The sequence below is a fragment of the Pseudomonas gingeri genome (assembly GCF_013385635.1).
Classification (GTDB): Bacteria; Pseudomonadota; Gammaproteobacteria; order Pseudomonadales; family Pseudomonadaceae; genus Aquipseudomonas; species Aquipseudomonas gingeri_A.
This window is the reverse complement of the sequence record NZ_JACAPR010000016.1, coordinates 55,617-72,203: the sequence shown is the minus strand read 5'-3', so window position 1 is coordinate 72,203 and position 16,587 is coordinate 55,617. Positions and strand designations below refer to the sequence as shown.

Genomic DNA, 16,587 nt, shown 5'->3' with positions numbered 1-16,587 from the left:
CTGTTTCGAGGGCTGTCAGCCTCCTTCGCTGTGGCGTTTGAGGCTGGCCAGGGCGGTGAATACATCGTCGTCCTGGAGGGGGTAGCGGTCGATCCGGATCAAGCTCCAGTCGCCGTTGTCGCCGAGCTGTTCCAGGGCTTCGTCCGTGCCGGTGTAGCCCCAGAGGGCACTGTGGTTGCTGGCGCGACAGCTGCGCGGGAAATGCTCCTGCAGCGCCGTGCGTGTCGCGTCTGCGGCGGCCAACTGGCGCACCTGTGCCTTGAGTGCACTGACGTCGCTGAACTCGCTCAAGGCCGAGGCTGATGCCGGTACATACAGCAGCAGCGTTCCCTGCCCCGGGTCGCCGAGTGCCAGGACGTCATCGGACGGATAGCCATTGATACTCAACCGGTGCACCGGCACCTGGCGCGGACCCTGGGTCGACGAGTCGCGTTCGTGCAAGGGCAGCAATTGCAGCATCATCGCGTACGCGATGTCCGAATACCCGCCTTGCAGGCGCGCGCGCTGCACCTCCAGGCGGTATTGCGCCCGCAGATAGTCTGCGTGGCACTTCTCGTTGGTGGGCGAGCCGTTGTCGGGATGGGCGCTCCAGAACCCCGCCGAGCGCCCGCCGAACTTGCGATATGCGGCGTCCAGATAGTCCGTCAGTTCGGCCAGTGTCGCAGCCGCTTCCTGAACCTTTTTGCGCTGCGGGCTGGAGGCGATGACCAGCGTTTCGACCGCTACCGGGATCTGGTAGGGCTCTTCGCCGTGATCCTGACCGTCCACGGGGATGGCCACGAAGCTGCCGTCGGCGGGCCGATAATAAATGCCCCGGCCTGGACAGTCGGGCGTCGACAGGTCTTCGATACATACCGGTGCAGCCAACCGCTGCCGGCTCCGCAGCGCTTGCAGACGCTGCCGCAGCGTACCCGTGTTCTCATGGTCCCGTGCGCTCAAGGTCACCAGCGTACAGTGACCGCCGACAAGATCCAGCCGGTACGCCTCGTCGAGTTTGTTGACGGCATACAGGGTCTCCTTGTCCGCGACCTGCACCACGACGCCACTTATTGTCAGCCGGCCGGGCTCAAGCCGGATATCGTCCGGCTGACCCAGGTGATCGGTATGCAGCACCCAGGTAGAGGGCCGGGAGGTGGCGCAACTGGACAGAGTGAGTGCCGGACCGTCGCTCAGGTAAAGGTCGTATTGGCTGCCCTTGCCCTCGATGTCATAGCTCAGGTAACGGCCCCGTTCGCCCATATCATCCATGATCAGCGGCGGTGCCGCCTGGCCCAGGCTGACCCGGATGCGTGTGGCGTGGTAGCGCGGCTCCAGCTTTTCCACGACCTTCTGGAACACCGCGACCCATTCGGCTTCGATGAACTTGCCCCGGGTCTTTTGCTCCAGCGCCTTGAACAGCTGCAATTGGGCATCGTTGCGCCGGGTGGCGCCTACCAGCCAGGCATATTGCGGCGAGTAGCTATGCTCGGGCGTGCCCGGCAGGGCCAGGCTGCGGATGCTGTCCGACACGGGCAACGGCAACTGCCCGGGAAGCTCCAGGACCCGACCGACATCAATCGCCTGGCCTTCGTCGACGATCACTTGCGGATCACCCGAACGCGAATTGTCGACGGCGTAGATCTTCGGGCTGCCCAGGTAGACCTGGCCGTTGCGCTGATCCAGATGGCTCACCACCACCGGACCGTCCATGCGCAGTGCATGGGTTTCGGGATCCACGACGTAACCGCTGCGGTAGGCCTGGATTTCCCGGGTGAATTGCTCGCCCGTGGCCAGGACCTTGTGGGCCTTGGTGAAGAACACCGCCACCAGACTGCTGGCGCCCAGGCCCAGGCCGGCGAGCGGTATCGACAGCGGCCCGAGAAATTCGGCACTCTCGGCAAAGCCCGCCAGCACCGTCCCCAGCGCCAGGCTATCGAGCCCGACATTGGTGCCGTAGATGGCTTTTTCCTCGGTGCTCTCGGCATGGGCGAGCAGGTAGCCGTCCACCGCCAGGCTGGCGAGGACCAGCAAGGCATTGCCCGCAGCCAGCAGTCCACCCAGGGTCAGTGTCTTGCCACCCAGGCTGATACCCCGGCCGGCCTTGTCCAGCAGGCTGATACTCTCTGTACCCAGGTGCCCGGCATCCTTCAGGCCGAGGTAAATCGCCTGGGCGAGTATTTTCCCGTCATTGGCGATGCCCATGACCACCTGGGCCAGTTGCGTATAGAACTGTACCTGCACCGCGCTGGCCAGTTCCTCGGACAAGGCGTAGTGCTTGCCGCTGTTGAGCAGCAATAGCGCGAAGCCGGTATTCAGGCTGTTCAGGCCGTCGAGCTGCGCCAGGCCATGGACCACCTCATGGTGGGTGACGTCCGGGCGTGGCAGCAACTGGCCGTCCTGGAGCGTGAAGTACCGGTGGATCGTGTCGACGGTGCCACGGATATGTGCCGAGAGCCGGGCCAGCGCGCCGGTTTTCGCCAGTGCCAGTTGCCGGCGTGGCGAGCTGTCCGAACTGATCAGCTCCAGCGTGTCGCCATCGTCACTGGATTCGATGGTGTGCAGGTCAGGGACCCGGGCGGACTCTGCCGAATCGGCCGTGAGCCTTTGCCACTCCTGTTCCGCCGCCTGGCCCAGAGCAGTGAACTCGTTGCGTTGCAGCCGGGATTGTTCGGTGATGGGGGGATAGGGCCTGCGTACATCTCCGCCCAAGCCGGGGGCGTCCATGAACTGCCACGAACCGTCGGCACGGCGTTGTATCTCATAGGTCGGGCGTCTGAAACCTTCGATGGCATGGATGACCCTGATCCGGCTGCCGAAGATTCGGACTTCGTAGCGCAGGCCTTCGAAGAGGATGTACGTCCTGCCGCTCGTCGTGTGGTACAGGCCTCGTGCATCCGGCCCCGACAGTTCCAGCGTCGATCTGCCGCGTACCTCATATCCCCTCAGGTAGAGCGGTTGCGAACGCGTCGAGGGACCGGCTTCCTCCGTGTTCGGAAGCGCCGCGTTCAGGGCATTGTCCAGTTGGGTCAGGCTGCTGAGGGTTTTGCGCGGATTGGCGAGCGCATGGCGGACCCTGGCATTGTCATACGTGGCGCTGGTCAGTTGCGTCCACATCCTGTCGACGACCCGGCCTGATAGTTGCCTGAGCAGGGCAAACAGTCCGGGCGTATCGAGCAGAAGCTGGAGCCGGGTATTCGCGTGGGGGGGCGAGAGGAATTGATGTCGGCTCCAGACACGGGGAGCGGCCTTGAAGGGCAGGAGCAAAGGGGCAATGTCCTGGAATCCCATTTGCCTGGCCAGTGCCAGCAGTTCCGGTTGATAGCCGAGGAGCCGGGACACCAGGGAGTCACTCAGTGCCCTTATTCCGTCGGCGTTGTCGAGCAGGTTTATATGGATGATACCGGCATCCGCGCAACGGGCGATCAATCGCAACCTGTTCGTCGAGACTTGCGGGTCGCGGAGCAAGTGGGCGATCTGGCTGACGTTGAGCCCCTCACCCATGGGCGGTGTCAGGATCGGGGAACTGAAAATGATATCGACCCGTTCAAGCAGCGCAGGGGCGCGCTGGAGCACGGCTCTGAGCAAGTCACGCCGTGCGTTGATCTGATTGCTCATGTAGTGGAGCGCATACTGGCGCAACTGGGCGGTCGTCGCCCCGTACTCCAGCAGGATATGCCGGATGTTTTCGTCAAAAATGAAGATGCGGTGCACCAGGAAGTCGATGTCCGCCGCTTGCGAGGGGCCCGTCAACAGAGTTTCCAGCAGCATCCTGCGCCCTGGCTCGTCGAGCAGGAGGGAGAGTGCCGGACGCGGAGGGGCGTCGATGTAACGATCGATGATCTGGCGTATTTCGGCAGGCATGGGGGGCAGCCCGTGACGCTGATGAACGGCATTGAACGCATCATCGATGGCGGCGCTGATATTCGGCGAACGGGACGACAGGGTCGTTTCCAGATAACGGATGGCTGGCTGGAAGAGACCGTACGGATTGGGGAACCCTTTGAGGATGGCAGTCAATTCGCGATAGCCGTCATCCCCCAGCCAGATATTCAGTTCCAGACAATGCTCAAGTGCCCGGGCATAGAGGGGCAGATGCTCGGCGGTCACGAAGGGCACGATGTTCGGATTGCGTTCGATATGGTCGGCGGCGGCATTGCGCAGTCTCTCGACCGTGAACGTGCCGGCAGCCCGGCCCAGGTTCAGTGACAGCGCCACGGCATGAAAGAAGCTGTCCTCACCGGCGGGGACGTCCACCACGTTGCCAGCGAGCCAGACCGAATAATGATTGTGACCGGATCGGTACAGCACCACATCATGGTGGGCGCTGAACATATCGGGATTCACCCGATATCCATAGGTGTCTTCGCACAGCCCACCACGGTAGCGCACCGACCAGCCAAATCCTGGATCGTGGGTGTCGATGATCACCAGGCTGCTGCCCTGTGGCCAGTCTGGCAGGTTGGTCATGAGGGGGAAAATGATTTCCATGACCCGTGGGTTCCAGGAGCCCAGGCGAATCAGGCTGGCTATTGCCGAAAGGCGCCTTGGTATGGACGGCGGTGCTTTTCCGCCGAAAGGCGAGTTCATCGGCGCACCGCCCAGCAGTCGTAGCCGTGCCGGGCCGGGCGGCATGACGCTGGCTGGGCCCTGGCGAGCTGTCGCAAGGCTACCCGGCAGAGCTGCAATATCTGTTTGTCCGGTCGCCCTTATCCGGGTCAGCGAATTTCCTCCGGGCAGGAAGGTGCCGATCAAGCCGGCGTTCTTCTGGCCCACGACATTGCCGAACGCCCACTGATCGACCAGTGATTGCCAGTCACTGGCGGTGTTGCCGACGGGACTGCGACGGGCCTGCTCGACAAGCGCGTCACGTCGTATTTCGTAGAGGCACTGCTGCACGTTGTCCGGCATCGGGATCAGTTGCACATGGGCGCCGTTTGCGGGAGACGGTGACTGTATGGTGGCGGTACTCGCTTTTTTCAGTCGCGGGGCCAGATAGTTTGTCCACTTCGGCTCTTCGAAGTGCGGATCGATATCAGCGAGCTGGCTCAGTTCCTTGAGATCGCTGTCATCGGGTGCGTCCGGGGCGTACAGCACCACACCCGTATCGTTCGGGTCCGCGCTGGTGATCGCGAGTACGCCGTCGATGATATGCAGCGTGCTCCGGGCATTCTCGGAATGTGTCCACAGGCCCAGTGCGTTGGCGATAATGGCGTGTTGGTCGAGCTTCGGGCGCGTGGTCGGGTGCGGATAGTCGAGCACCAAGCGGACCCACCGTTGCTGGCGCGCACCGATCCGGCCATGGAGCGTGGCATCCAGCAGTGCCAGTTGCAGGCAGGCGGCATTGGTGTATTGCCAGGTATCGCTTATCGCCTGTCCTGTGCGCGTCGAGGTTGGCGGCTGCGCGCACAGGGCCTGGACAATGGCCTCCAGGGTTTCCTGGTCGCGGATGGCCGGTGTGGCAGAGCTGCCATCGGACGGGGTTGATGGCGCCGCATCGATCAACGCCAGGGCCAGCGCCAGGCGGCCGGCCTGCACCTGGCTGGCGGCCTCCCGGTAACGTTGCCAGTCCTGCCGACCGGCATCCTTGAAGACTTGCTGCCAGGTCCTGTATTGCAGCGCCTGCCAGCGCTGATTCAGTCGTCCGCCGATATCCAGGATGCCACGCAGCTCGGCGGCGGCTTCGAGGCGTTGCAGCAGGGCTGGCGAGGTGTCCGCCGGGGTGGCGGCAAACACAGCGTTCACCTGACTTTGCTGGGCATCGCGCAGTAACCTGGTCTGCCAGGTGAACAGATTCTCCTGCTTGTCCTCACTGGCGGTGAAACGGTCCGCGATCTTTTGCCCGATGCGCATCTGCAATTTCATATGCAGGAGCCTGAGCGAGGCAAAGGCTTCGAGCCCATATTCCAGGGTGAAGAGCACGATCCGTCCGAGGTCGCTGTGGATCTCGACCGCTTTCTTGCCCTTGAACTGCTTCGGGTCGGGATTGCTGCCTTGCAGAACGGCGCCGTCGCGGCTGGTGATGACAAAGGCGCCCGGCCATGGGGACGCGTCCCCGGTGTGTGCTTCCAGCAGGGTGATGCCGTACACCGCAGGCCGATAGACGGCGGGCAGTACCGGCAGCGCATCCTCCCGTTGTGCCCGTGTGGGCAGGAGCAGTACCTGGTCAATCCGTTGCCGGTCGTCGGCCTCCAGCGTGCCATCGCTGCTGCGTAGTTGCGCCTCGGCCCGCAGTTGTATTTCCAGGCACAGCGCGAGTCGTTGCTCGGCGGGCAGGCCGCCGCTGGCGTCATTGGGTCGTGTCCAGAACAGCTGCAACTGCGCCAGATAATCCTTTTGCAGTTGGCGTACCTGCTCGACTTCGTCGGTTGCCGGACTCACCCCGGGCCGTTTCGGAAGGGGCAGCTTTTCGAGCAGGGCGGCCACTTGTGCATTGGCGGTATCGAGCGAGAGCAACTGCTGCGACTGGACCTGTACGGGATCGGTCGTTGACGGGAGGTTATCGGTTGCGCAGGGGGGCGAAATACAGGGCGGTTCGAGGGTTTTCATGGACCGGTGATCTCAGGTTCCGGGGGCAACGATCGGGTTGCCCGCCACTTGTGACATGGGTCTCAAGTGTGGAATGCGCTGGTTCAGCGGAGATATGGGAAGTGTCTTTGCCTCGGCGATGAAAGCGCCCTGATCAGCTCGTTCAAATCATCCGTCCAATCATCGATACGCCGTGGTGATCCCGCGGCGTTCTTCCAGGCAGTCCGCCGAGCCGGTTTCGAACTCCCGGCAGATCAGCGGGCGTTTCTCGTAGATCGTGCAGCGCATGCTGTCGCGATCCAGTGCCGCGCACCAGCCGTCCTCCAGGCGCAACATCACCTCGCCGCCCCAGTCGTCGATATCGATAAAACGTTCGGGCACACCGGTCTCGGTGATCAACAGGACTTCCAGCCGACAGCAGCAGGCCGCGCAGGAAGAGCAGGAGATTGCCGGTGGGGTGAGGTCGGTCAGGGGAATCGTGGTCATGGGCGCCAGTGTATGCCAGTGCCGCGAGCCCGTATGCCTGAATAAAGCGCATGGCGATAGCCGGATACCTCCAGGTGTTGTTCTGCTCCTTGTCTACTGCACTTATTTGCAGGGAGTCAGACATGACGGAAAGCAATACGGCGCCTCGCTCGTCGCTGCAGCAGGAGATCGCCGCGGCCAAGGCGCTTTTCGCCCACCCTCCGACTTTGTCGGACGTGGCCTTGGCGGCCTCCGAGGCGCTGCCCGGCCAGTGCGACGATATTCTGCTTGAGCTCTATCAACAGGCGCTGGTGGACTACTGGAACGAGGAGGATACCCAGGGCGCCAGTCGCTTTCAGCGCCTCAGCGCGCTGCTGGTGCGGATCCTGGCCAGCGACCGTGAACACTACCGAGCCTTCCTGACGGTCGATCTGCAGAAGCCCGAGCAGCGCCTGGCGCTCTATGGCCTGCGGGCGGTGAGCAAGGACTCGTGGGGCGGCTACTACCCTGAAGCGCTGCCGGTACTGGTTGCCCGCCGCTGGGAGGGTGAAGTCGAGCAGGCGCCGCTATTGCTCAGTCTGGCCCACGGGCTGTTCAGGGCCGACACCACGGAAGTGGGACAACTGGTGCCGTTGTTCATGAGCCGCCGGGCCGAAGGGTGCGATATCGAGTATCACGAGCACCGGCTCTGGCAGCAGGGGGATCCCGACGAGCTGCTTGAGCAGGCCTTTGCCTCTCTTGGCCAGGCGTTGCTGGAGAACCAGCTTCAGGAGATTTCGCTGATCGGCCGTGATCTTCAATGGTCGATCGAGGATTACCAGCAGCGACTCGACGCCATCACCCGCCCCGACAACTGGTTTTTCACACCGGTGCCGGCGCAGCCCCATGCCGTTCGTGAACTGTCCGAGGAACTGACGGCGTTGCGCGATGAAATGCCTTACTGGTTGCTCGGTGCCGATCCACGGGACATCGAGCGCTACCGTGATCTGCTCGATCAGTTGGCGCGTGTGCAACGTGCTGCGCGCGGCAAGGCCTTTCTCGAGGGCATCGGCGACCTGATGAGTTTCACCCGGCAAGCCCTGCTGGACAAAATCCGTGAGGAGCATCCCGAACCGCTGGGAATTGCCAGCCCCGACGATATCCATCTGGAACTCGACAAGGTCATTGCAGTGGCGACGGCCGGTGGCGGGGGCGGTGCGTTGGGCAGTATTGAAAAGGTGCGGATGACCCTGACCGAGTTCGCCCTGGAGAATCTGGGTGGCTTCCATCATTCGAAAATGCGCCTGTCGGTCAGGCACTGCGCCGTCGAATCACCCGTACCGGCCTGGCTGACCCCGGACTATATCAGGCACCTGGTCACCGCGGTGGATATCGGCAAGACCTATCTGGATGAACTGCGCGCCAAGCTTATCGACGACGTGGAGGAGGCCCGGCGTCGGGAAAAACTCTTCAGCGAGCAACTGCGGGTGCAATTGCCCATGGCGGCGCTGGAACTGAAGATCAGGGCTCAGGCCGGTTTCAGCGAGGCGGGTTTCCGGTACATCGAGGCACTGATGAAACCGTCCGCGGCGCAGCGGCAGGTCGATGGCCAGACAATCGTGCTCAGGCCCCTGGGCTTTCGCGCCGAAGCGGATGCTGCGGTCGATGAAGTGGCGTCGATGTTTATCATCGGGCCGAAGGATATCCGTCATGGGCCGCATGTGTTGTATCGCCCGTTGTTCGCCAAGGCTGGTGCCCATGAGTCAGCGCTCCTGGGCTTCCAGGCAACGTCCGGGGGCCCCTTGTGTGCCGACGATAACGATGCCCGGCCGACGCCGACGCTCGAACCCTTGCACCAGTACGAAACCTTCGACGCCGTGTTCGCGGCCATCCGGCAGGAGGGCGCGCTCCAGGACAGCGTCCTGACCTGGATGAGTTCCCGGGCCCGGCGACTGTACGACCACGGCGGCTTCCAGGAACCGCACCTGCCGCGATCTTTCGAAGATGACTTCGCCGCCTTTTCAACCCCGGCGCCGGCCCGTCTGAGTGACGCCGTGGTCGACGGCGACTGTCTGCATCACCTGTTCACCTCGACGGCGCGCACGCTGATCGAACTGGCCGACCGGCAATCGGTGTCCAACGCCGAGCAACGCTGGGCCCAGCTCAAGGAGGGGGCGTGGCAGCTGTTCAATGTGCTGCTGATGTTCATCCGTGGCCCGGCGGCCGTGGCGGGCTGGATCTATGCGGTGGTGGCCAGCGTCGACCGCGATATCCGCCAGTTGCAGGTCTGGGACGGTGAGGGGCAGGCGAGTGCCTGGGCCGATGTGCTGGTCAATCTTTCCTTTATCCTCAGTCATCATCTCGCCGGCGCCAGGGCTTCCTCATCCGCTCGCGAGGAGATACCGCTCAGCGTGGCGCCACCCGAGGTGAGCCGGCCTTATGTCGCGCAAGGGGCCGACCTGCCGTTGCCCATGCACCTGGAGGCGACGGCCCGGGCGCCCTCCGGGCAGCGCCGCATCCAGATCGACGACCTGTTGCTGCGCCGCTACGACCGGCCCTGGCCGAGCGCCGAGTCACTCGGTACGGTGATCGCCGACGGCGAGCTCAAGGGACTGATCCGGCTGAAAGACACGGGCTATCTGGCCACCTATATCGGCGGGCGCCTGTATCGGGTCCGGGAAGAGGCCGGGGGCGGCGTGAGGATGATCACGCCGGACGGCAGTCGCGAAGGCTTCTATCTGCAAAGCACCGAGGCCGGCGAGTGGAGCCTGGATGTGAAGCTGCGTCTGCGCGGTGGCTCGGGGCGGGGCGGACGCAAGACCATTGCGCAGATAAAGGTCGAAAAAAAGGCGGCGGCCAAGGTGTTGGAAGAGCGGCACAACGACATTGTCGTACAAGGGCGGCGGGCGACACTCGCGGCTTCCGCCGCACGGGCCGACTTGAAGCTCAAGGAGCAGGGGACTGACGCCGAGGTGATCGGCAAAGCCCGGCAACGTTACCTGCAGGAAGCAGAAAAGGCGTTCGACCTGATGGGCCAGAGCGTCGTCTTGCGCGAAGAGTATGCCAGGGTCGCGACAATGTCCCGATGGAAGGACTCCGTATGCGCATTCCTCGGTATCCAGCTGGGCGGCTGTCGTGAGGCGCTGGAAGTCCTGAGCCGGGTCCGTGAGGAGCAGCGCCCCTCTGCTGCTGAGCTCGAACTGGCCCAGACCGCTTATGCCAACGCGGACTCCAGGCTCTATGACGGCATCCTGGCCTACCAGAAAAGCAGGGTTGCAGCCAATGACCGCATGTTCGACTGGCATCGCAAGGAACAGCGCGTCAACGAGCAGTTGGACAATTATGCGGGCCTGGGGAGCAAGACCCGCGACCAGGTTTTCAGCCAGACCCCGGATGCACCGCTGGAGCTGGAAACGCGCCTGTCGCAACTCCAGGCCCTGCGCTGGTTGAGTCTGCATGAGCTGGAGGGCGGCGAACAGATCAACCTGTCCCTGCGGGACAAGACCCAGGAGATGGCCATGGCGGGCCGCTCGCGGGTCAATCTGGAGCAGGATGCGGACATCCCGGCAAGGCGCCGTCGGCGTGTGCTCAATACCTGCGTCGAAAACTATGTGGCGGGTCTGCAGACCCTCGAATTCTGGCGGCACCAGCAGCCGGCGGGCACGGCACTGCCCTATACCGAACGCCTGCTCGAACTGATCGGGCAACTGCGTGACGAAGCGCTGGAGTCGTTGAGCGAGTTGCTCGACGAACAGGCCAGTGATGTCGCGGCCCAGGAGGAACTGGAGAAAATCCCCGGGCTTATCCAGACCCGTGGCTCCAGGGGCGGCCTCTACCTGGGCAAGGTCAGGCCAGCGGCCGCCGGCCAGGCCCGTGAGACCGTGGAAATAGCCGTCGAAGATGAAGTCCGCGTGTTTCAGCAAAGCGACAGCGGCAGTTACTGGGAGGAGGTCAAGGCGCCCGAGCCGACTCCTGTGCCTGCCGCTGTCCGGCCGCAGGTCGGGTTCAAGCGGCTGGTCAAGGAGGCCGGTGCGCAGATGCAGAGGGCGCGCACCGAGCTGCTCAATGCCCGGCAGGAACTGGCGCGGATGCTCGACCGGGCCGTCAGGTTGAAGCAACCGGTGAGGGACCCGGTGTATCTGCAGGATGTGCTGGAGGGTGAAGCGAAAACACTCGACCGGCTGGCCGATCAGCTCGACAGCAGTCTGGCGGCGGCGCAAGCGTCACCCGAGCGGGTCAACGCGCAGACACACGTGAGCAACTTGCGGGCATTGTCCCTTGAACTGGTCAACAAGGGGCTGTTGATCAGGATCGAGGCGACCAAGGCGAGCATGCCGGACATGGCACGGGTCGACTTCCTGCAGCGCCAGGGTGCCATCGAGATCAGGAGAAACGGCCCGCGCAGTCTGCTCAAGTCCCGTGACTACCTGCAGGAATATCTGATTCTCGACAAGGCGGCCGCGGGCAAGAAGAGTGCCTTGCTCTGGGTCGCCCATTTCCATTACCCCGACCTGGCACCGAACGATGATCTGTTCATCCCCGGGGCCGCCCACCTGAAAACCCGCGAAGAACGTTTTCTCGGCCCCAAGGCCCAGGCCCGTGCCGAAGGCGCGCGTTTCGAAAGCATCCGCCGGGGCCAGCCCGGCCGTGCACAGACGGCTGTGGATATCTGGCGCAGTGCGATCAGCCTGCCCATGGCCCGCCAGTTCTTTTTCAATGCTGATGACGTGGCGGCGACGCTGCTGGAGCAACTGAGGATTCAACCATGAATGACACCATCACACTGCCGGGCCTGTCGCTGGAGCAGGAGATCGAGGCGGCCAAGGCGCTGTTCGCCCATCCGCCGACGTTGCGAGAGGTGGCCTTGTCGGTCATCCAGGGGCATTTTTTCAGCAGTTGGAACCCACAGCGCAATGCCGAGCACCTGTATGTCGGCAAACTCCAATGGTTGGAGCGCGATGGCAAACGCTTCTCGGGCGGCTATCAGTACCGTGCCGTGGTCGACCTCGTGCTGGAGCATTTCACTACCGGGGTCGCGCCGGTCTTTACTGCCGAGCATGTGCTGGAGATCCGGCTCGACAGTTTGCCCGGCGACCGCCTTGTGGTGGATGCCCCGGCCATCCAGACCGTGCTCGGGTCGTGGGGCGATATCCTGCTGCAACTCTATCAACAGGCATTGGTCGACTACTGGAACGCGCAGGATGGGCAAGGCAGCAGTCGCTGTGCTCGTCTTGGCACGATACTGGTGCGGATCCTGTCCGCCGACCGCGAACAGCATCGGGCCTTTCTGTCGATCGATCTGCAAAGGCCCGAGCAGCAGCTTGCCCTCTATGGCGTACAGGCGGTGAGCAAGGACCGATGGGGCGGTGCCTATCCCGAAGCCCTGCCGGTGCTGGTGGCCCGCCGCAAGGAACGGGGGATCGAGCAGAACCCGCTGCTGCTCAGCCTGGCCAAGGGCCTGTTCAGGGCCGACAGCACCGATCTCGGACAACTGCTGCCGTTGTTCATGAGTGCCCGGGCCAATGGCCGGGATATCGAGTACCGCGAGCATCTGCTGTGGCAGCAGGGCGACGCGGATACGCAACTGGAACAGGCCTTCGCCAGCCTTGCCGAAGCCCTGCTGGAAAACCAGCTCCAGGCGATTTCGTTGATCGTCCTCGATACCGAGTGGACGCTCGAGGACTATCAACATCGACTCGATGCGATTACCCGTCCCGATGCCTGGTTTTTCACCCCGGTGCGGGTAGAGCCCCATACCGTGGTCGAGTTGCCCGAAGCGCTGGCGGCGCTCAGTGACGGCTTGCCACATTGGTTGCTGGCAGCGTCGAGCGCAGACATCAGCGCCTACCGCACTCTGCTGGAAAAGCTGGCCGATGTGCAGCGCGCGTCAGGCGGCAAGGCCTTTATTGACGACGTCGGTGATCTGCCGGGTTTCGCCGTCAGGGCGCTGCTGAAGAAGATGGGCGAGGATCATCCGCCAGCCGCCGATATCGCCAACCCCGATGATATCCGCCTGGAACTCGACAAGGTCATTGCGGTGGCCGCTGCCGGGGGCGCGGGAGGAGCGCTGGGGACGGTGGAAAAGGTGCGCATGAGCCTGACCGAGTTTGCCCTGGAGAATCTCGGCGGCTTCCGGCATGCGAAGATGAAGATCAGCATTCGCCACTGTGACGTGGAAAAACCGCTGCCCCAATGGCTGACCCCGGACTACGTGAAGGGGCTGGTGACGTTTGTCGATATCGGACGAACCTACCTGGAGGCGCTCAAGGCCCGGCTTATCGATGATGTCGATGAGGCGCGGCGTCGCGAAGACCTGTTCAGCGAGCAACTGCGGGTGCAATTGCCCATGGCGGCGCTGGAGCTGAAGATTCGTGGCGAAGCGAACTTCGACGAGTCGGGATACCGCTGTGTCGACGCGGTCATGCAGCGCGACGCGGCGAAGCGCCAGGTGAATGGCCAGGAGATCGTCCTGCGTCCCCTGGCCTTCCAGGCCGAAACCGATGCGCCAGCGGATGTCGTGGCGTCCATGTTCATTATCGGCCCGCGGGACACTCGCCACGGCCCGTTCATTCTCTATCGTCCGCTGCTCGCCAAGGCCGGCCCGCAGGCCTCGGTCTTCCAGCAGTTGCAGTCGGCACCGGGCAAGGACTTTTGTCCTCACGACAACGATGTCCGACCCACGCCGCCCGTCGAACCCCTGCTGCAATACCCGACGCTGGCGGCGCTGTTCGAGGCGCTCGGGCAACCCGGCGCCTTGCAGGACGGCGTCCTGACCTGGTTGAGCGATCAGGCCCGACGTACCTACGCCAATGGCGGTTTTATCGAGCCCCATCTGCGGCGCTCGTTCGAGGACGATTTTGCCGCGTTGTTGCCGGTGGCACCGGCCACGCTCGCTGATGAAGTGGTCGGGGGAGACTACCTGCATCATCTGTTCGGCTCGCTGGCCAGGACCCTGATTGCCCTGGCGGACCGGCAATCGGTGTCCAATGCCGAATTGCGCTGGAACACCTTGAAGGAAGGCGGCTGGCAACTGTTCAACGTGGTGCTGATGTTTATCCGCGGCCCGGCAGCGGTGGCCGGCTGGATTTTCGCCGTGGTTGCCAGTGTCGATGCCGACTTTCGCCGATTGCAGGAAAGGACCCCGGGGCCAAGGCCAGCGCCTGGGCCGATGTCCTGGTGAATATCGCCTTTATTCTCGGGCATCGCCTGACTCATCGGCAGGCGCGCGCCAAGGCACCGCAGCAGATTCCGATAGACGAGGGTCATCGCCCGCCGCACCGGGCGACGATCAGCGAAGGGCCGGACCGGCCGCTGCCGATGAAACTGGACAACCCCGTGGCGCCCGGTACGGTCTCTTCGCGTCCGAGTGCCAGTTCGTTCACCTTGAAGATTTATCCGCATCCCTGGCCCGAGCCGCGGACCCTGGGGGAAGTTATCGCGTCCGGTGATCTGCGGGGGCTGATCCGCTTGAAGGACTCGAACCGGCTGGCGGCTTACTTCGGTGGTTGGCTGTTTGCCGTGAAGACCGATAGCGAGGGCAATGTCCGGGTGGTCGCGCCGGACGGTCGCAGCGAAGGGTTTTATCTGAAAAGCGATGGCGCGGGAAAGTGGACACCGGACTTGAAGCTGCGTCTGCGTGGCGGATCGGGGCGCCCGGGAGCGCGCGTCGGGAAAAGAACCGCCGCGCTGCTTGAAGAAAAACGTCGGGAGCAGGAACAGCGGGAGCGGGTCGGTTCGCGCTTCATGGAGGAATGGAGGGCGCGCGTTACGGAGCAGGGGCAACGTGCCCAGGCGCTGTTTCCCGAGGCGGATGTCTTGAGAGCCATGGAAGGCAACCCCGACCGCTATACCGACCAGCAGTGGTTCACCCGTATGGACCGGCTCGGCGACCGGGTAAAAGCCTTTGTCGATGGTTACGAGCAACAGATCAACGAACTGCGGATGAACGAAACGTTATTTATGCAGGGCTACAAGGACACACTCTTTGACACCTTGCATCGGTTTGTCATGGGGATGCAGGTTGCCCTGGACGGCACAAAGATCGCCGAGACTCGTTGTCTGCGGATCATTGAGCACTTGCCCTATCAGGGTGATTCCGGCCACGTCTTGCCGGAAAAGCAACAGGTAGAGCAGCGAGAAAACCGTCTCGCGGACTTGTATATCGATTGGGCGGAGCGAGAGGAGCAGGCGTTTGCCGAACTGAGCCAGCATCGCAACCGGAATCTGACGGATTACCAGGCCATCCGCGATATCCGGGGCAAGGGCAGCAATGTGCGTGGTTTGAAAGCCATTCGGGCGTGCCGGCTCGGGCTGTATTGCTTCAGGGAGCTGGATCCGCGGCAGCTTGAGGGCGATATCTGGATGAAGTTCAACGATCTGCGCAGTGCCTTGGCCTCCCAGTCCATTCTGGATCCGCGATCCGCTTCGCCCCTGACTGCGGAGGCGGACAGGGCAGTGCTCGACACCTGCGTGAGTCAATACAACGAAGCACTGGCCATGCTCGAGTACAAGACCGGCTTGTTGCCACAAGGTGCCGGTCTGGTCTGGGGCGATCTGTTTGTCCGGCGCCTGGTCGAGTTGCAACAGGAAGCCGAGCAGAGCCTGGTCGAACGCATCGAGGCGCAGGCCCCAGGGCAAGACGAGCCTGACGTACCAACGGAACAAGCCGGCAAGCCCCGGAAAGTCATCCGTACCCGCCGCAGGAAAAACTATCTCGGTTATGTTCGAGAAACGCCCCAGGATGGTCATGAGGTCGTCGAGTTGATGGATCCCCAGACCGGCAGACCGATCGACGCCTTTGTCGAGGAAGAGGATGGCTACTGGCAGCCGTTGCCCAAGCCGGCGAGCCCCTTGCCCAGACCGCAGCCGCAGCCGGGCCTCAATCGCCTGGTGCAGATGGCCGAAAGTCAGATCCGCCGAGCCGGCCGGGAAGTCGAGATAGCCAGGCGGCAGATCCCGGCCGCCAAGGACCCGGTCTATCTGCAGGATGTGCTCGAAGTGCGGGCGCGGGCGCTGGAGACGCTGGCCGGGCAGATCGACCGGGCGCTAGCCGAGTCGGACCGTTCCGTGACGCAAAGCGAAGCTTCCGCCGGCAAGGTGCAGGCTGCGGAACTGCGTCTCCAGGCCGGGACGGTCAGGCATGAAGGATTGCTGGCGCGAATTGCCGTGACCAAGTCGAGTGCGCCGGATACCGAGCGGCTGCTGTTTCTCAAGGAGCGCAACGAGGTCGATATCTTCCGCAACGGGCCGCGCACAAGACTGGGCAAGGATGATTTCCTCCAGGAGTATGTGGTGCGTGACAAGGCGTCTGGGAAGAATCTCTGGGTGGCGCATTTCCACTATCCCGATAAAGCCGCCCCGGAGGAGTTGTTCGTGAGGCGCGGCGACCTGGGCAAGGACGGCAGGCCACAAGCCCATGGTGCCCATCTGAAGCGCTGGGCCGAGCGTTTTCTCGGGATCAAGGCGCAGCTCCGGGCCGAGCAGGAGCGCTTCGAGCGCATCCGCCAGGGGCAACCCGGACGAGCCAGGGAGGTGTTCCGGATCTGGCGCAGTGAGGTCAGCCTGACCATGGCGCGCCAGCTGTTTTTCAATGCCCCGGAACGGGAAGTCGTGGTGCGTGAGCAATTGCGCCAGCTCTAG

The 16,587-nt window shown here is 63.3% G+C and carries 5 protein-coding genes; 3 read left to right on the top strand and 2 right to left on the bottom strand.

The window, feature by feature from the left end:
• Window positions 1–15: 15 nt before the first annotated feature.
• Together HX851_RS44435 and HX851_RS44430 are read right to left on the bottom strand one after the other, a co-directional pair.
• Complete coding sequence (locus HX851_RS44435) at window positions 16–6,525, bottom strand: TcdA/TcdB pore-forming domain-containing protein (protein WP_177065996.1); 6,510 nt, start codon at window positions 6,523–6,525, stop codon at window positions 16–18.
• Between the two features lie 159 nt (window positions 6,526–6,684).
• Window positions 6,685–6,990 (bottom strand): YkgJ family cysteine cluster protein, encoded by a 306-nt coding sequence (locus HX851_RS44430; RefSeq protein WP_177056274.1) that lies wholly within the window; start codon window positions 6,988–6,990, stop codon window positions 6,685–6,687.
• A gap of 122 nt (window positions 6,991–7,112) precedes the next feature.
• Here HX851_RS44430 and HX851_RS44425 point away from each other — a divergent pair, with 122 nt between their 5' ends.
• The 3 genes from HX851_RS44425 to HX851_RS44415 are packed head-to-tail and all read left to right on the top strand — an operon-like array spanning window position 7,113 to window position 16,587.
• Entirely contained in the window at window positions 7,113–11,717 is a 4,605-nt protein-coding gene (locus tag HX851_RS44425) for a hypothetical protein (RefSeq protein WP_177065995.1), read from the top strand.
• Complete coding sequence (locus HX851_RS44420; protein WP_177065994.1) at window positions 11,714–14,128, top strand: dermonecrotic toxin domain-containing protein; 2,415 nt, start codon at window positions 11,714–11,716, stop codon at window positions 14,126–14,128. Before HX851_RS44425 ends, HX851_RS44420 begins: the two co-directional genes overlap by 4 nt.
• Window positions 14,125–16,587 (top strand): hypothetical protein, encoded by a 2,463-nt coding sequence (locus HX851_RS44415; RefSeq protein WP_177065993.1) that lies wholly within the window; start codon window positions 14,125–14,127, stop codon window positions 16,585–16,587. Before HX851_RS44420 ends, HX851_RS44415 begins: the two co-directional genes overlap by 4 nt.